The 16,264-nt window shown below is 71.4% G+C and carries 13 protein-coding genes and 1 pseudogene; 5 read left to right on the top strand and 9 right to left on the bottom strand.

Annotation, left to right across the window (positions count from 1 at the left end):
- The 4 genes and pseudogenes from VMR06_RS09870 to VMR06_RS09855 all read right to left on the bottom strand — a co-directional run.
- Positions 1-136: pseudogene (locus VMR06_RS09870) on the bottom strand (ISL3 family transposase); the annotation flags it as partial.
- Between the two features lie 147 nt (positions 137-283).
- Complete coding sequence (locus VMR06_RS09865) at positions 284-2,647, bottom strand: S8 family serine peptidase (protein ID WP_325375710.1); 2,364 nt, start codon at positions 2,645-2,647, stop codon at positions 284-286.
- 565 nt (positions 2,648-3,212) lie between these two features.
- The gene (locus VMR06_RS09860; protein WP_325375708.1) at positions 3,213-4,466 is read right to left on the bottom strand and encodes an NAD(P)/FAD-dependent oxidoreductase; all 1,254 of its coding nucleotides are present in this window, start codon (positions 4,464-4,466) and stop codon (positions 3,213-3,215) included.
- 6 nt (positions 4,467-4,472) lie between these two features.
- On the bottom strand, positions 4,473-6,494 hold the full coding sequence (locus VMR06_RS09855) for a serine hydrolase domain-containing protein (protein ID WP_325375706.1): 2,022 nt from the start codon (positions 6,492-6,494) through the stop codon (positions 4,473-4,475).
- Positions 6,495-6,659: 165 nt separating this feature from the next.
- Here VMR06_RS09855 and VMR06_RS09850 point away from each other — a divergent pair, with 165 nt between their 5' ends.
- Positions 6,660-6,977, top strand: coding sequence for a hypothetical protein (locus VMR06_RS09850; protein ID WP_325375704.1), 318 nt, complete (start codon positions 6,660-6,662; stop codon positions 6,975-6,977).
- 178 nt (positions 6,978-7,155) lie between these two features.
- Complete coding sequence (locus tag VMR06_RS09845) at positions 7,156-7,641, top strand: C40 family peptidase (RefSeq protein ID WP_325375702.1); 486 nt, start codon at positions 7,156-7,158, stop codon at positions 7,639-7,641.
- Positions 7,642-7,804: 163 nt separating this feature from the next.
- On the opposite strand, the gene VMR06_RS09840 is transcribed toward VMR06_RS09845, so the two are convergent.
- From VMR06_RS09840 to VMR06_RS09825, 4 genes are all read right to left on the bottom strand, one after another.
- Positions 7,805-8,365 carry an NAD(P)H-dependent oxidoreductase gene (locus VMR06_RS09840; protein WP_325375700.1) on the bottom strand — a complete coding sequence of 187 codons (561 nt, stop codon included), beginning with the start codon at positions 8,363-8,365 and terminating at the stop codon, positions 7,805-7,807.
- A gap of 348 nt (positions 8,366-8,713) precedes the next feature.
- Positions 8,714-9,196 (bottom strand): FKBP-type peptidyl-prolyl cis-trans isomerase, encoded by a 483-nt coding sequence (locus tag VMR06_RS09835; RefSeq protein ID WP_325375698.1) that lies wholly within the window; start codon positions 9,194-9,196, stop codon positions 8,714-8,716.
- A 72-nt stretch (positions 9,197-9,268) separates the two neighbouring features.
- Positions 9,269-9,796 (bottom strand): YkvA family protein, encoded by a 528-nt coding sequence (locus VMR06_RS09830; RefSeq protein WP_325375696.1) that lies wholly within the window; start codon positions 9,794-9,796, stop codon positions 9,269-9,271.
- 46 nt (positions 9,797-9,842) lie between these two features.
- Positions 9,843-11,708 carry a sigma-54-dependent Fis family transcriptional regulator gene (locus VMR06_RS09825; RefSeq protein ID WP_325375694.1) on the bottom strand — a complete coding sequence of 622 codons (1,866 nt, stop codon included), beginning with the start codon at positions 11,706-11,708 and terminating at the stop codon, positions 9,843-9,845.
- Positions 11,709-11,945: 237 nt separating this feature from the next.
- Here VMR06_RS09825 and adh point away from each other — a divergent pair, with 237 nt between their 5' ends.
- The 3 genes from adh to VMR06_RS09810 all read left to right on the top strand — a co-directional run bounded on the left by adh (position 11,946) and on the right by VMR06_RS09810 (position 15,618).
- Entirely contained in the window at positions 11,946-13,466 is a 1,521-nt protein-coding gene (gene adh / locus VMR06_RS09820; RefSeq protein ID WP_325375692.1) for an aldehyde dehydrogenase, read from the top strand.
- A 490-nt stretch (positions 13,467-13,956) separates the two neighbouring features.
- Entirely contained in the window at positions 13,957-15,174 is a 1,218-nt protein-coding gene (locus VMR06_RS09815; protein WP_325375690.1) for a porin, read from the top strand.
- 60 nt (positions 15,175-15,234) lie between these two features.
- Positions 15,235-15,618, top strand: coding sequence for a DUF779 domain-containing protein (locus VMR06_RS09810; RefSeq protein WP_325375688.1), 384 nt, complete (start codon positions 15,235-15,237; stop codon positions 15,616-15,618).
- Between the two features lie 31 nt (positions 15,619-15,649).
- Here VMR06_RS09810 and VMR06_RS09805 read toward each other — a convergent pair whose 3' ends face one another.
- Entirely contained in the window at positions 15,650-16,111 is a 462-nt protein-coding gene (locus tag VMR06_RS09805; protein ID WP_325375686.1) for an NfeD family protein, read from the bottom strand.
- Between the last annotated feature and the right edge of the window lie 153 nt (positions 16,112-16,264).

The raw sequence follows: 16,264 nt of genomic DNA, 5'->3' as shown, positions 1-16,264 counted from the left end.
GTTCGCACCACATGACCTTGCCGGTCGGCTTCAGATGCAACGAGAGCGTGCGGGCCTCTCCATCGGGCCACTCCACCCGCTCCAGGCGATAGCCGGTCCAGCAGCCCAGCGCCTGCAGCGTCTTGCGATCGAACACGTCCGCCCCCCGACTCTGGCCAAGAAAGCACCAGAATAGGGCCTCAAACGGTCCACGGTTTTCTGCGATGAACCCAAAAAAAACGGCGGGCATCGCTGCCCGCCGCGAGTCGAAAGCGCCCGACCGCAGCCGGACGCCGGAGGAGCCTCAGTACGTCGCCCGCAGGGTCAGCCCCGAGAACGTCGAGTAGGCGTGCACCATGATGTGGTAGGTGCCCGCGCTCGGCGCGTTGATCGTGCAGCTCTCGGTGTTGCCGCTGGCCCAGGAGCGGCAGGTGTAGCTCGAGGTCGTCGGCGCGGTGCCCTGGCGCACGTACAGATCGGCGTCGCCGCTGCCGCCGCTGGTCGTCACGACCAGGCTCGACACGCCGGACGGTACGGTGATCGTGTAGCGCAGCGCATTGCCCTGCGTCGCGGCGAGGCCCGACACCGGCACGCCGTTCTGCAGCACGTTGCCGCCGCTGCCGGCCGTGTAGCTGCCGACCAGACTGACGCCCGAGAACGCCGAGTAGGCGCGCACCGTCACGTAGTAGGTGCCGGCCTGGACGTTGCTGATGTTGCAGGTCTCGTTATTGCCGTTGAGGTACGGCCGGCAGTCGTAGGTGCCGGTGGTCGTGCCCGGCGCGCTGCCGTAACGGACGTAGAGATCGGCATCGCCGCTGCCGCCGGAGATCTGGAAGCTCAGGCCCGTGGCGCCCGCCGGCACGACCATCGTATAGGTCAGCGCCTGCCCGGCCGACGCGGACAGCCCGGTCACCGGCACGCCGTTCTGCAGCACGTTGCCGCCGCCTCCGCTGCTGACGGTCACCGACTGCGTACGCGTATGCGTCGCGCCGTCGTCGTCGGTCACGGTCAGGTTGACGGTGTAGGTGCCCGCCGCGGCGTAGCTGCGGCTGGGGTTGGCCGCGGTCGAGGTGCCGCCGTCGCCGAACGTCCACGCGCGGCCGACGATGCTGCCGTCGCTGTCGGTGGAGGTGTCGGTGAACTGCACGGTCAGGCCGCTGACGGTGTACGTGAAGTTCGCGACCGGCGGTGCGTTGGAACCGCCGCCCATGTCGTTGGCGACCGCCTGCAGCGTGGCCTGCGCATCGATCAGGCCCAGGCCGCAGCCGCCCGAGCACGAACCGGGAATCGGCCGCACGTTGTTCTTGAGGTAGTTCTCGGCCTGGGTGACGGTCAGCGCCGGATTCTTCGAGAACACCAGTGCGCCGAGGCCGGCGACGTGCGGTGCCGCCATCGACGTGCCTTGGTACCAGGCATAGGCTTCGCTGCCCTGCGTGGTGGTACCGGTGTTGAGCGTGGACAGGATGCCGGCATTGGTGCCGCCCTGGCCGCCCGGAGCGGACAGCGTGATGCCGGCGCCGTAGTTGGAATAGGACGCGCGGCTGCCCGAGCGGTTCAGCGCGGCCACCGCGATGACGTTGGCGCAGTTGGCCGGCGAGGCGTTGGAGACGTTGACGTTGTCGTTGCCGGCGGCGACCACGACGATCGCGCCGTTGCTGCGCGCGGTGTTGACCGCGGCCTGGAACGATCCGCACGAACCGCCGCCGCCGAGACTCAGGTTCAGCACCTTGGCCGGATTGGCATTGGCCGCCACGCCGCTGACCGAGCCGCCCGAGGCCCAGACCATCGCGTCGACGATGTCGGACGTGGAGCCGCCGCACTTGCCGAGCACGCGAACCGGTACGACCTTGGCGCCGAACGCGACGCCGGCGACGCCCTTGGCGTTGTTGGCGGCCGCGGCCACCGTGCCGGCGACGTGGGTGCCGTGCCAGCTGGAGTTGGACGCCGGATAGCCGATGCCGCACTCGTTGTTGCCGTACCAGTCGCCTTCGTCGTTGGGATTGCTGTCGCGGCCATTGCCGTCGCGCGCGGTGGTCGAGCTGGAGATGAAGTCGTAGCCGCCGACCGTCTGGCCGGACAGATCGCTGTGTGGCGTGATGCCGGTGTCGATGACCGCGACGCGCACGCCGGTGCCGGTGGCGATGTCCCAGGCGCCCGGCGCGTTGATGCCGGCGGTGGCTTCCCACAGGTCCCACTGGCCGGACCAGTTGGTGTCGTTGGGCGTCAGCGTGGCGCGCATCAGGCGATCGGGCTCGACGTAGGCGACGGCCGGGTTGCGCGCGAACGCGATCATGACCTCGCGCGCCAGGTCGTCGGCGCGCGTCAGGCGCGTGCGCGAACCGTCGATGCGGATCAGCTCGGCACCGGTCGCCAGCGTGCGCACGTGCGCGATCTCCAGTCCCGTCATCGCGGCGACGCGCGCGAAGTCGGCCTGCCGCGACAGCGCCGATCCGCTTTCGGCGGTGCCCTCGGCATAGGTCACGATGAAGCGCGACTCGCTGCCGGGTGCATCGGCGACGGCGAAATTCGCGCGGTCGGCGTAGAGGGCGATCTCCTCGGCGGTGATCTTGACGGCCGCCTGGGCGACGCCGCCGGCAGCCGCGAGCATCATGCAGGCGGCCGCGAGCGCGGTACGGGAAATGCCAATGCTTGTCTTCGACTTCCTCATCAGTTGAATCCTCACCATGTATGGAATCCAGAAGAGCCGCTCGGCGGCTCCGTCATGAGGCTCCGTCCACACCGCAGTCGCATCCGCAGCCGGCCACGCCCCCTATCCCTGTCGTGGCCTGCCGGTCTTGCTGCGACGAAAGCGGTCACCCCGCGCCGCTTCCTGCCCCTAGTCTCCTACTCCGTACGGTCGTGGATGGGACGAAGGTAGCGTGGGGTCCGCGCACCGGATGCGAACTGGTTCAAACTTGCCGATTCATGAAAAAGGGCCGCGCCATCGGCACGGATCTCGCAGCGGCGCGCCGCTGACGCGTCGGAAGGCCCTGCGGAACGATGCGCCCGTTGGCGCCGAACGCGATGCACGGGCGCTGGCGCGCTCCGGGACGGACCGGACGGGCCCTGCCCGATCTTCGCCGCTGCCGGACGCGCCGCTGACACGGGCCTGTGCGTTCGATCCGTGCGCGAACGGCGCGGCGAGCGCGACGCCGCACCGGCGCAGCGCGCGACGAACGCGCCACGATCGCACGCCGCGGCGGCGCGAAAACCGGACGCGCGACGAACGCGCGCTACGAGAAGCGCGCCGGCGAGAACGGCGCCAGATCGAGCGACGGCGCACGGCCGCTCAGCAGCTCGGCGATCAGCTGGCCGGTCACCGCCGACAGCGTGACGCCGAGCATGCCGTGCCCGGTCGCCAGCGTCAGGTTGTCGAGGCCGGGCGCGCGGCCGAGGATCGGCTGATCGTCGGGCGTCATCGGCCGCCAGCCGTACCAGGTCTGCTCGACCGCAGGACCTTCCGGCTCGCGCAGGTACTCGGCCGCGCCGCGGCGCAGCGCGTCGAGCCGCACGCGGTTGAGGCGCGCGTCGTAGCCGGAGAACTCCATCGTGCTGCCGAGCCGGTAGCCGCTGCTCCAGGCGGTCACGCAGACGCTGCGTTCGCGCAGCACCATCGGCAGCGTCGGGCACAGGGCCGGACGCGCGTAGGTGATCGAGTAGCCCTTGCCGGGCTGGATCGGCAGACGCAGGCCGAGCTGGCGCGCCAGCAGCGGCGACCAGGCGCCGAGCGCGAGCACGACCTCGCGGCCGGCGTAGTCGCCGCGCGTGGTGCGCACGCGGCCGATGCGGCGGCCGTCGCGCTCGATCGACTCGATGCGCGCCTCGGTCTCGATGACGCCGCCGGCCTCGCGCACGATGCGCGCGAGCTCGGCGACGTAGCGATCGGGGCGCAGGTGCGCGTCGGCCGGATGGCGGTAGCCGCCGGCCATGCCGGGCAGCAGCGCCGGCTCGCAAGCGGCGAGCGCGGCGCCGTCGAGCCGTTCGACCGGCACGCCGACCGCGCCGAGCGCGTCGAGCAGCCAGGCCGAGGCCTCGAACGCGGCGGCGTCGCGGTAGACGTAGAGCGTGCCGTCGTGGCGATACTCGCAGTCGAGGCGCTGCTCGCGCACGAGACCGGCGATCAGCTCGCACGAACGCAGCAGCAGCGGCGCCTTGAGCGCGGTGCCGCGGTGGAAGTCGTCCCAGTTGCAGCGGCCCGCGAACCCGAACAGCCAGCGCAGCAGCGCCGGATCCGGGCGCGGCCGGATCCGCAGCGGCGCATCGGGCTTGAACAGCCATTTCAATGCGGTGCCGACCAGGCCCGGCATCGGCAGTGGCGGCGCATGGCTCGGCGTCAGCGTGCCGCAGTTGCCGTGCGAGGCACCGTGGCCGGGCTGGCCCTGCTCGAGCACCGTGACCTGGCGCCCCTCGCCGAGCAGGTACCAGGCGCAGGCGAGGCCGATCACGCCGCCGCCGAGGATCAGCACGTCGCCGCCGGCGTTCGCCATCGCGCGTCAGGCCAGCGCCAGCGGCGCCAGCAGCACGTTCCAGTGCACGAGCAACAGCACCATCGCGACCATCGCGGCGACGACGAGCAGATGGCGCAGCTTGCGGCCGAGGCTCCAGGTCCGCGCACGCAGCGCGATCGGCAGGCCGAGCGCGGCCAGCACGCTGAGCAGGGCGGCCACGTAGGCCAGCCCCACCGCAACACGGATCGCCAGGGTCGGATAGGCGCGGATCGCCTGCTCGCCGAGTGCCTGCAACGAGACCAGCGCGACCGCCGATCCGGCGAAGAACGCCAGCCAGGCCAGCGCGGCCAGATTGACCAGCACCGCGCTGCCGCGCCCGGAGCGGGCCAGGCTGCGCTGCGGCCGGCCGGCGCGACGCCAGCTGGTCAGCAGCACGCCGAGGCTCAGCAGCGCAACCGCGGCGGCCGCGGCGGCCAGCGCAGCGGGCGTCGCGAGCACGCCGACGCGCTGCGAGACAGTGTGGCCATAGCCGTTCGCATAGCCGGTCACGCGGCCCTCGGCGTCGCGCAGGAACGCGATCCGCTGGCTGTCCTCGACCGAACGGAACACGTCCTCGCCGTCTGCGACGTAGCGGCGCGCACGCTCGCCGCTGCCGACGATCAGATAGCCCTCGCCGGTCACGCGCACCTCGTCGGCGTCGGTCAGCAGCAGCTTCTCGAGCGTGGTGTGGGCGCGCCGCTCGTCGATGTAGTGACCGGCGTAGCGCTCGGCCTGCGCCGCGAAGCCCGGCGGCGGCAGCGGCGCCGGCGCCGCGGCGGCGCCCTCGACCAGGCGCGCCAGGATCTGCGGCGGTACTTCGCGCACCAGGCGGCGGCCGGTGTCGGTGTTGGCGGCGACGAATACGCCGACACCGGCGTCGGGCAGCACGACCATCGACGCGAACGCGAACAAGGTGGCGCCATCGTGCTCGAGGCTTTCGTAGCGGCCGTACGGGCGCCGGAAGAAGCCGTGTGCGATGCCGCCGACGCCTTCGGCATTGCGAAAGTCGACCTGGCTCATCGTCTGGAACGTGGCCGGCGCCAGGATCGTCGCGCCGTCCAGCGTGCCGCCGCCGATCAGCATGCGCATGTAGCGCGCCATGTCGGCGGCGCTGGCCGATCCGGCGCCGGCGCCGCCACCGTGGCTGATGTACTCGAACGGCTTGGCCGTGTAGCCGCCGTCGGTACGCTCGAAACCGGCCGTCCACAGCGGCACCAGCGCCTCCGGCGCGGCGCGCGGATCGGCCGCCGGCAGCGGCTCGCGGAAGGTCGCATGGCGCATGCCGAGCGGGTCCAGGATCGCGCGCTCGATCTGCCGCTCGAAGCTCTGGCCGGCCACGTTGGCGACCAGCTCGCCGAGCAGGGCGACCGAATAGTTGGAATAGACCGCGTACTGCTCCGGCGCGCGGACCCGGCGCGGACGCCAGGTCCGCAGGTACTCGCGGACCGGCAGCACCTGGTCGGGCGCGAACGCGAACAGGTGGCCGAACGCGCTGTCCTCGAAACCGGCCGTGTGCTCCATCAGATGGCGCACGCGCACCGGCGCATAGCCGTCGTCGGGCAGCTGCAGCTCCGGCGGCAGATAACGATTCGCCTCGGCGTCGAGGTCGAGCCGGCCCTGCTCGACCAGCTGCATCGCGGCGAGGTAGGTGAAGGTCTTGGAGATCGAGCCGAGCCGGAACAGCGTGGTGTCCGGATCGACCGGCCGCGCCGGGTCGAGGCCGGCCAAGCCGTAGCCGCGCAGCAGGCGCACGCCGTCGCGGTCGACGACGGCGACGGCGACGCCGGCGATACCGTCGCGGCGCCGGTACGCATCGACCAGGCCGTCGACATAGGCGCCGAGCGCGTCCGCGGCGGGGGACGGCACGGACGGCGGCAGCGCCTCGGGCCCGTCGGTCGCGGCGCTCGGAGCGGGTTCGATCGGCGCCGCCTGCACCGGCTGCGGCGTCGGCTCGGCCGGCGCCTGCGCCGCGGCCGTACCGGCGCCGGCCAGGAAGGCCGCGAGCGCGAGCAGACAGCCCCGGCTCACGCCGGCAGCGGTCCGCGGCGACACGCTGCGTGGGAGACCGGCAACCGAACTGGCCCGCATGACTGCGCCTCGCGACGATCAAACCGCAAGCGTAGCGCATTCAGCTCCGGCTGCGTTTGGCATGGAGCGTGCTTCGATCCTGGTCGTTCCCCAGGAGGCCGATCGATGACCGTTCCCACGCACGAACTGCTGCTCGCACTGCGCGCGCCCAACTCCGGCTGGCTCGCCGCCGTCGTCTGCGCCCTCGACGAAGCGATGCGCGACCCCGACTTCGGCGAGCCGCAGCGCCTGCTGCTGCGTCGCCTGCTCGAGGCCGAGACGATCCCGGCCGCCGTCGCCGATGCCGCCACCGCGCGCCTGCATGCGTTCGAGAAGGCCGTGCAATCGCTCTACGATTCGATGCTCGATGCGATCCCCGCGGTCGAGACCGAGACCATCGTCGGGCGTCCGAACCTGACAGTTTGCGGCGGTTCGGCTGCGTGACGCGCAGGCCCGCGCCAACCGCGGGCCGCGGAGCGTGAAACCGATCACTTTCGCTGCAGGGCCGCGCAGCGGCCGCCGTGCAGCGATTGACAGGCCTGCAGCGGGACGCGACGGTAGGCCGATGTACGCAACCGCGCCGTCCATCCCGCCCCGCCATGCCGGCCGCCCCGTCACCGCGATGCGGGGCGGACGCTGGCTGCTGATCCTAATCGCCGCGGCGCTGGCCGCCTGCTCGGCCGGCGGCCGCCGCGAGGCTCCGCCGCCGCGCGCCGGCAGCGCGCAGGCCGATGCCGCCAATGCCGTGCTGTTCCGTGCGATCGCATTGGTCGGCACGCCGTACCGCTACGGCGGCAACACGCCGCAGGGCGGCTTCGACTGCAGCGGACTGGTCGGCTACGTGTTCCGCGACGCCGCCGGCGTCGAGCTGCCGCGCAGCTCCCGGCAGATCGCCCAGCTCGGCGGGCGCACGCTCGGCCGCAACCGGCTGCAGGCCGGCGACCTGGTGTTCTTCGCAGCCGGCCGCGAAGTCAGCCACGTCGGCATCTACGTCGGCGAGCAGCGCTTCGTGCACGCGCCCAACAGCGGCGGCACGGTGCGCCTGGACAGCCTCGACGGCGCCTGGTGGCGCGAGCACTTCGTCTACGGCAAGCGCGTGCTGGACTGACGTCGCGGCGCGCGACGCACCGTCACGGCAACGCGACACTGTGCCTCGGCACGGCGATCGATTCGGCCCGGCACCGCGACATGCAGGCGCGGCATTGCGGCGCTCGGGACTGGCGACCGGGTGCGCGACGGCTGCCGCTGCTGCCGCGGGGCCGCCCGATGGCTCAGCCGCGCAGGCGCAGGGCGAGCGTGCGCAGCGTCAGCAGCAGACTGCGCAGCAGCTTGCGCGCATTCTCGTCGATCAGGCGCCCGTGCTCGTCGAACTTCGACGCGGCCTGGCCGAGCAGAACCTCGGGCCGGTTCGCGATCTGCACGTCGAGCCCGAGCGCGAGCTGGCGCAATTGCATCTGCGCGCGCGCGGTGCCGAGCACGCCGGTGCTGGCACCGATCACCGCCATCGCCTTTCCGGCCAGCGCGCTCTGGCCGGACGGCCGCGAGGCCCAGTCCAGCGCGTTCTTGAGCAGGCCCGGAATCGCGTAGTTGTACTCGGGCGTCGCGATCAGCAGCGCATCGGCCGCGCGGATCTGCGCCTTGAAACGCTCGACCGGCGCCGGCAGGCCGGCCGCTTCGACATCGCCGTCGTAGAACGGGATGTCGGCGATCTCGGCCTGCTCCAGCTGCATGTCCGGCGGCAGTTCCTCTGCCGCGGCGCGCATCAGCAGACGGTTGTAGGAGCCCTGGCGCAGACTGGCGACGACGCCGACGACGCGGATCGGATCGGACATGGACGGTTCCTCGGAATGGCGGACCAACGACGGCCCGTTACCCTAGGCGACCGGTCCGGGCCGATAAAGCCGCGCCGGACCGACGGACCTTTCACCGCAGCCGCACAATGTCCGGCAAGCCGCGAGGCGACGCGATCGGCGAGCCATCGAGCGGCGGATCGGATACGGCAGGCGAAACCGCGTCGGCGCGGCGCGCCGACGGAGGACGGCGTACAGGCGCGCGGCATCGCGGATGCCGCACGGAGCGGTGCCGTCAAGCGGGACGGCGCGGTGCGCGCGAGCAGCCGCTGCGCGGCCGCGCAGCGCGGCGAGAGCCGGGCACGGCGCGATCACATGCCCGGCGGATGTTCAGTGCGCGTGGCCGGGGCCGTGCACGTGGCGGTGCGCGATCTCTTCGGGCGTCGCGTCGCGGATCGCGGTGATCTCGATGTCGAACGCGAGCGTGCGGCCGGCCAGCGGATGGTTGACGTCGACGTCGATCACGCTGGTGCCGACCTTGACGACGCTGACCTGGCGATGGCCGCCTTCACGCAGCGCGAGCACGGCGACCGAGCCGGGGCGCAGCTGATGCGCGTTCTGGAAGTATTTCTTCGGCACGCGCTGGATCGAGTCGGCCTGACGCTCGCCGTAGGCCTCGGCCGGCGGCACGCTGACCTCGAAGCGGTCGCCGACGGCATGGCCGATCAGCGCGTTCTCCAGACCCGGGATGATGCCGCCGTGGCCGATCAGCACTTCCAGCGGCTGGCCGCGCTCGCGCGAACCGTCGACCGGATCGCCGTCGGCGCTGACGCTGTAGTGGAAGGCGACGACCTTGTTGTTCTCGACCTGCATGGGACCGTACCGGCAAAAGGGCGCGCGAGTATAGCCCAGGCCCCGCCGGCGATCGCCGCGGCAGACACCGGCTCAGACCGGCGCCGGCACGCGCGCCGCCGCACTCGCCCGGCGCATCCGCGCGTGCAGGCGTGCGCGCTCGGCGGCCAGACGCCGCGCCAGCGCGAGGCGGTCCTCGAGCGCCGCGCTCAGCGTGCGCCGCATCGAGCAGAAGCGCTCGTAGGCCGACAGCACGCGGCGCAGGCGGCGCACCAGCAGCTCGAGCACGATCGCATCGTCGAGCAGGCCGATGATCTGGATGTCGTCGGCGATCAGGTCTTCCGGATCGCTGAAGTAGGCCAGCGTCGCCAGCACCTCCTGGCGCTCGGGCGCCGGCAGCGCCCAGGCCTCGTCCTCGAGCATGACGATCAGGCGCTGCACATGGACCAGACGCTTGCGGATGTAGCTCGGCACCGAGCCGGCGCACAGGCCGTCCAGCGCGTGCTTGGCGCCGTCGATGACGTCCACTTCCTCGACCTGGGCGGCGGTCCGCCGCGAGGCCTCGAGCGCGTGCGCGAGCAGCTCCAGGTCGGCCGGTTCCAGTTCGATCGTGATGCGCATCGGATCAGCCTAGCCGCGCCGCCGAGCCTGCGTCAAAGGCGGATCGTCAGGGCCTGACGCGCCGGTACAGCGTGCTGCGGCTGACACCGAGCCGGCGCGCGGCGGCCGAAACGTTGCCGCCGCAGGCATCGAGTGCGTGCCGCATCGCCGCCTCGGTGAGCGCATGCAGATCGGCGTGGGCATCGGGACTCGCGGGCGGCTGCGGCGGCAGGCGCCGCAGCTCGGCCGGCAGGTGCTCGGGCTCGATCACGGCCGCCGGCGCGAGAATCCGCAGCGCGCGCAGGGTCCCGGTCAGCTGGCGGTAGTTGCCGGGCCAGGGCGCCGCGCACAGCACGTCCAGCGCAGCGTCGCCGATCGCGATGCCGGCCGCCTCGCCGCCGAGCTCGCGCCACAGCCGGCGGATCAGGCCGGCGCGGTCGTCCAGCTCGCGGACCGGCCGCAGCCGCAGCACGTGCTGGGCGATGCGGAAGTACAGATCGGCGCGGAAGCGGCCGGCCTCGACTTCGCTCTGCAGGTCGCGGTGGGTCGCGCAGATGATCGCAAAGTCGACCGGCACCGCCGGTCCGCCGCCGAGCGGCGAAACCGAGCGTTCCTGCAGCACGCGCAGGAAGCGGCTCTGCAAGGCCAGCGGCATGTCGCCGATCTCGTCGAGGAACAGCACGCCGCCATCCGCTTCGCGCAGCAGACCGGGCGCGCCTTCGCGGCGCGCGCCGGTGAACGCGCCGCCGACGTAGCCGAACAGCTCGGCCTCGATCAGGCCCTCCGGAAACGCCGCGCAGTTGATCGCGACCAGACGGCCGTCGCCGCGCCGGCTGCGCCGATGGATCTCGCGCGCGAAGACTTCCTTGCCGGTGCCGGTCTCGCCGATCAGCGCGAACGGCAGATCGGCGTCGAGCAGACGCAGCGCGAGCTCGAGCACGCGGCTCTGCTCGGCGTCGAACAGCGGTGCCGGCGGCGTGCGGACCGCAGCCGGCGCGGCGGTGCCGTGCGGCGCAGCCGCCATCGTCGCGCGCGTGCGCGAACCGCCGCTGCGCAGGCAGGCGTGCAGCGTGGTGCCGGCCTGGCTGCGCAGTTCGACCGGCTCTTCGCCGCGCGGCATCGGCGAGGCGAACAGCTCCGCGTAGCGGCGGCGGCCGAGCTCGTCCCAGGACAGGCCGGTCAGCGCCAGCGCGTGCCGGTTGGCGCCGACGATGCGATCGCCGTCGAACGCCAGCAGGCCCTCGCGCGGAGTGCCGATCAGGCCCGGCACGGCATGCAGGCGCACGACGTGGCCGCCGGCGAAGCTGTGCATGAACAGGCGGTGCTCGATCTGCTCGACCGCGAAGCGCACCATGCCGAGCGCATGCGTGTGATGGACCGAGGCCTCGCCGGACAGGTCGAGCACGCCGGCGAGCTGGCCGGTCGGATCGAGGATCGGCGCGGCCGAGCAGCTGAGCATGCGATGCGGCCGGAAGTAGTGTTCGCCGCCGCGCACCTCGACCGCGCGGCGCTCGACCAGCGCGGTGCCGATCGCATTGGTGCCGATCGCCGTCTCGCTCCACGGCACGCCGGGCCGCAGCGCGACGCGCGCGGCCTTGTCGAGGAAATCGGCATGGCCGAGCGCGTCGAGGATCACGCCATCCGGCGCGGTCAGTACGACGATGCTGCCGGTCGCGCGCGCGTCGGCGTAGAGCGCCTCGACCTCGGGCCGGCACAGCTGCTGCAGGCGCTCGTGGCGCTCCTTGAACTCGCCGAGCGCGGCGCCGGCGGCCGGCTCCACGTGCAGGCGTTCGTCGGCCGAGAGGCCGTGGTCGCGGCAGCGCCGCCACGACTGCAGGATCAGCTCCGGAACCAGGCCGTGCGGCAGCAGGCCGGCGTCGAAGAAGCGGCGGCGCGCGGTCTCGAGGGTGCCGGCGGAAGCGGGTCGTTTCATCGGGTGTCGCAATCTGCGACAGGTGTCCGGGCGGGTGTTCCGATAGACAACACATCGCCCGCGGCGGCGCAAGAGGCCGCCGACGGCGACACCTGCTGCGCCGCAGCGCGTACGACCCGTCGCGCTCGGCAGGGCACGCGCTGGGGTTTGACACGCTGCAGCACGGCGACTGCCAGCGGACGCATGGCACGTTCCCTGCTCCGTCGCTGTCCGTCATCCCGACCCGGCGAGAACCCCATGACCAAGCTCGAACTCCAGCAACTGACCCAGCGTCCGCCGTTCAAGGCGCGCTACGGCAACTTCATCGGCGGCCAGTGGCGCGATCCGATCAACGGCCGCTACTTCCAGAACGTCACGCCGGTCACCGGCCAGCCCTGCGGCGAGATTCCGCGTTCGGACAAGGACGACATCGAAGCCGCGCTCGACGCCGCCCACGCGGCCAAGGATGCCTGGGGCCGCAGCAGTGCCGCCGAGCGCGCCAACCTCCTCAACAAGATCGCCGACCGCATCGAGCAGAACCTGACCTTGCTCGCGCACGCCGAGACCTGGGACAACGGCAAGCCGATCCGCGAGACGCTCAACGCCGACCTGCCGCTGGCGGTGGATCACTTCCGCTATTTCGCCGGCGCGGTGCGCGCGCAGGAAGGCGGCATCAGCGAGATCGACCACGACACCGTCGCCTATCACTTCCACGAGCCGCTCGGTGTGGTCGGCCAGATCATCCCGTGGAATTTCCCGCTGCTGATGGCGGTGTGGAAGCTCGCGCCGGCACTGGCCGCCGGCAACTGCGTGGTGCTCAAGCCCGCCGAGCAGACCCCGGCCAGCATCCTGGTCCTGGTCGAGATCATCGCCGACCTGCTGCCGCCGGGCGTGCTCAACGTCGTCAACGGCTTCGGCCTGGAAGCCGGCAAGCCGCTGGCGTCGAGCCCGCGCATCGCCAAGATCGCCTTCACCGGCGAGACCACGACCGGCCGCCTGATCATGCAGTACGCCTCGCAGAACCTGATCCCGGTCACGCTCGAGCTCGGCGGCAAGTCGCCGAACATCTTCTTCGCGGACGTCATGGCCGAGGACGACAACTTCCTCGACAAGGCGATCGAGGGCTTCGTGATGTTCGCGCTCAACCAGGGCGAGGTCTGCACCTGCCCGAGCCGCGCACTGATCCAGGAGTCGATCTACGACCGCTTCATCGAGAAAGCGCTCGAGCGCGTGGCCGCGATCAGGCTCGGCTCGCCGCTCGATCCGGACACGATGGTCGGCGCGCAGGCCTCCGGCGAGCAGCTGCAGAAGATCCTGGCCTACATCGACATCGGCAGGCAGGAAGGCGCCGAGGTGCTGATCGGCGGCGAGCAGAACGTGCAGGGCGGCGAGCTCGCCGGCGGCTACTACGTCAAGCCGACCGTGTTCAAAGGTCACAACAAGATGCGCATCTTCCAGGAGGAGATCTTCGGCCCGGTGCTGTCGGTGACCACCTTCAAGGACGACGAGGACGCGCTGGCGATCGCCAACGACACGCTGTACGGCCTCGGTGCCGGTGTATGGAGCCGCGACGGCAACCGGGCCTATCGCTTCGGCCGCGCGATCCAGGCCGGCCGCGTCTGGACCAACTGCTATCACGCCTATCCGGCGCATGCCGCGTTCGGCGGCTACAAGCAGTCGGGCATCGGCCGCGAGAACCACAAGATGATGCTCGACCACTACCAGCAGACCAAGAACCTGCTGGTCAGTTACAGCCCGAAGAAGCTCGGCTTCTTCTGAGCGGAGGCCCGCGGCGCCGCGAGCGGCGCCGCGGGCCTCGATCGGTGCCGGTCCGCTGCGCGACATCGGCGGCGGGCAGAGGCGTTCCGCCGCTCCGGACGTCGCCGCGCGCCGCTGCGCGGCCACCTGGCAGCGGCCGCGTCGCCACTGCAGCCGCGTGCACGTGCGGGGCTTCTGCGGGCGACAGGAAAAAATCCTGTCGCATCGCAATATGACGCGAACGGCGCGGCGTCTGCCGTCAGAGCCGCGCCGCGCCGCGTCGGCGTCGCCGGCCCGCAACGGCCCGGAAACGAAACAGTCATGAACGTTTACTGTGCAGGAATCCAACATCGCGCTAACAAGTGCCGATGACGCATGACAGCATGCCGACCCCGCGATTCGGCCCGTGCGCCCGTGCAGTCGATGACTCGCTGCAACACGCGCTGCCGTGGCACATCGCTTGCGTAGAGGACCACCGGGTTCAATCCGAGCCCTTGGGAGGGATCATCCTATGCGTAGTCAGATACAGCACACGGCCTCGACGCGTCCGATTCGCGCCGAGCGCGCCGGTCATTCTTGCGCACTGCGCCATGCGCTGGCACTGGCCGTGACGGCCTTGTGCGCCGCACCGGCCGCGCAGGCGGTCGAGATCGAAGCCGGCGACTGGACGATCGACGTCGGCGGCTTCATCAATGCCTACTACACCGCGACCGACTGCGGCAACGAGATGGTCGGCGGACTCGCGCTGGCGGGGCAAGCGCTCGGCTGCGGCGGCGAGGACAAGCGCACCACGATCGGCAACGGCCTGCTCCCCAATGCACTGGTCACCAAGTTCCGCACCTCGCAGGGCGGCTATGACATCGGCGGCACGATCGCGATCATGGCGCATACCGCGACGTCGAGCTCGATCGATGCCAACAGCGGCGTCGACGTACGCCAGGCGTTCTTCACGATCGGCGACGACCGCATCGGCACGTTCAAGCTCGGCCGCGACTACGGCATCTTCGGCGCCAACGCGATCCTCACCGACATGACCCTGCTCGGCGTCGGCATGCCGATCCAGGCCACCCAGCGCGGCCGCGTCACGCTCGGCCACATCGGTTCGGGCTACAGCTGGCTCGGCAACTACGGCCAGATGACCTGGACCTCGGCACCGGCCGGCGGCTTCGTCTTCAGCGCCGGCCTGATGAGCCCGGTCGACAACGGCATCGACCACGTCTCCAAGTCCGAACCGCAGCTGCAGGCCCAGCTGGCCTGGAGCAACGAGGGCTTCAAGGTCTGGGCCGGTGCCAAGACGCAGCGCTTCCATCCGGCCGAGGACGCCGATCCGGCGCTCGAGGCGTTCACGATGACCGGCGCCGAAGTCGGCGCATCGTTCACGGCCGGCCGTTTCGCGGCGCTGGCCAACGTGCAGAGCGGCAAGGGCCTGGGCATCCTCGCCGACGGCGACCAGGAGGACACCAAGTCGACCAACTGGCTCGCGCAGGGCACGTTCGCGGCGACCGACAAGCTCAAGCTCGGCCTCAACTACGGCGTCAGCCGCAACCGCGACGACGAGCCAGCCACCGGCGGCCTCAAGCAGAACAGCAACGCCACCGCGGGCGCGTACTATGCGCTGACCAGCAGCGTGACGTTCGCGTTCGAACTCAGCCAGACCCGCTCGAAGGGATTCGACGGGGAAACCGTCAAGATGAACGGTGCGTCCTTTGGCGGCATCGTGTTCTTCTGACGCCCCCGCGGTCCGCGGCCGATCCGGCCGCGGACCGACCGCACCGGCACGATCGAGCCCATGACCCCGACTCCGACTCCGTCCCAGGTCACCGCGACGCCGGCGACGCTCACCCTGATCGACCGCCTGCGCGAGCGCCACGGTCCGCTGCTGTTCCACCAGTCCGGCGGCTGCTGCGACGGCTCCTCGCCGATGTGCTATCCGCAGGGCGAGTTCCTGATCGGCGACGCCGACGTCGAGCTCGGCGCGATCGGCGGCGCGCCGTTCTACATCAGCCGGCCGCAATTCGAATACTGGAAGCACACCCAGCTGATCATCGACGTCGTCGAGGGCCGCGGCGGCATGTTCTCGCTCGAGAACGGCGAAGGCGTCCGCTTCCTGGTCCGCTCGCGCCTGTTCGACGACGCCGAGTTCGCGGCGCTGCAGGCGGCCGGCCGGGTCTGAGCGCGCCGCTGCGCGGCGGATCCGGGCGGGCTCAGGGCGTCGCGGGCACGCGCACCTTCAGCGTGGTGCCGTTGATGCCGACCACCTCGACGGTCGCGCCGACCGGCGCATCGACGCCCTCGGCGAGCCAGACCGTATCGCCGACGCGGACCTTGCCGCGGCCGTGGACGATCGCCTCGGCGACGACCAGCTGCCGGCCGAGCATGCGCTCGCCCTTGCGGTTCAACAGCGGCTGATCGTCGCGCTGCTCGGCGGCCGGCCGGATGTACTTCCAGTAGACCACGCAGGTCGCCAGCGACAGCAGCGCGAACGCGATCGCCTGCACGAGCGGCGCCAGATCCGGGAACAGCAGCGTCAGCACGCCCATCAGCGCCGCCGACAGGCCGATCCACAGCAGGAAATAGCCCGGCGCGATGATCTCCGCGCCGATCAGCACCAGGGCCGCGAGCCACCAGCCGTAGTGCAGCGACAGACCGTCGGACAGCCAGTTCATCGTTCACGCTCCTGTAGCGGTGTGTTGAGCCGCGGACGGTGTCCGCAGCCCGGTCGAACCGGGCACGCGATGCCAGCGCGTCCGCTCCGGATCGTTCGCCTGCGCAACGCGATGCCGCTGCGTTTCGTGCATGACGCGTACGGCCGCACGCCC

The organism is Dokdonella sp. (genome assembly GCF_035511235.1).
In the GTDB taxonomy this organism is placed as follows: domain Bacteria; phylum Pseudomonadota; class Gammaproteobacteria; order Xanthomonadales; family Rhodanobacteraceae; genus Dokdonella.
The sequence above is the reverse complement of the archived record's forward strand: the minus strand, read 5'-3'. Positions and strand labels throughout refer to the sequence as shown.

Excerpts from the sequence above, each read along its gene's own strand:
- VMR06_RS09810 (WP_325375688.1), top strand. The coding sequence starts at position 15,235 with ATGACCCCGACTCCGACTCCGTCCCAGGTCACCGCGACGCCGGCGACG.
- VMR06_RS09845 (WP_325375702.1), top strand. The coding sequence starts at position 7,156 with ATGCGGGGCGGACGCTGGCTGCTGATCCTAATCGCCGCGGCGCTGGCC.
- VMR06_RS09865 (WP_325375710.1), bottom strand. The coding sequence starts at position 2,647 with ATGAGGAAGTCGAAGACAAGCATTGGCATTTCCCGTACCGCGCTCGCG.
- VMR06_RS09850 (WP_325375704.1), top strand. The coding sequence starts at position 6,660 with ATGACCGTTCCCACGCACGAACTGCTGCTCGCACTGCGCGCGCCCAAC.
- VMR06_RS09830 (WP_325375696.1), bottom strand. The coding sequence starts at position 9,796 with ATGCGCATCACGATCGAACTGGAACCGGCCGACCTGGAGCTGCTCGCG.
- VMR06_RS09825 (WP_325375694.1), bottom strand. The coding sequence starts at position 11,708 with ATGAAACGACCCGCTTCCGCCGGCACCCTCGAGACCGCGCGCCGCCGC.
- VMR06_RS09815 (WP_325375690.1), top strand. The coding sequence starts at position 13,957 with ATGCGTAGTCAGATACAGCACACGGCCTCGACGCGTCCGATTCGCGCC.
- VMR06_RS09860 (WP_325375708.1), bottom strand. The coding sequence starts at position 4,466 with ATGGCGAACGCCGGCGGCGACGTGCTGATCCTCGGCGGCGGCGTGATC.
- adh (WP_325375692.1), top strand. The coding sequence starts at position 11,946 with ATGACCAAGCTCGAACTCCAGCAACTGACCCAGCGTCCGCCGTTCAAG.
- VMR06_RS09805 (WP_325375686.1), bottom strand. The coding sequence starts at position 16,111 with ATGAACTGGCTGTCCGACGGTCTGTCGCTGCACTACGGCTGGTGGCTC.
- VMR06_RS09835 (WP_325375698.1), bottom strand. The coding sequence starts at position 9,196 with ATGCAGGTCGAGAACAACAAGGTCGTCGCCTTCCACTACAGCGTCAGC.
- VMR06_RS09840 (WP_325375700.1), bottom strand. The coding sequence starts at position 8,365 with ATGTCCGATCCGATCCGCGTCGTCGGCGTCGTCGCCAGTCTGCGCCAG.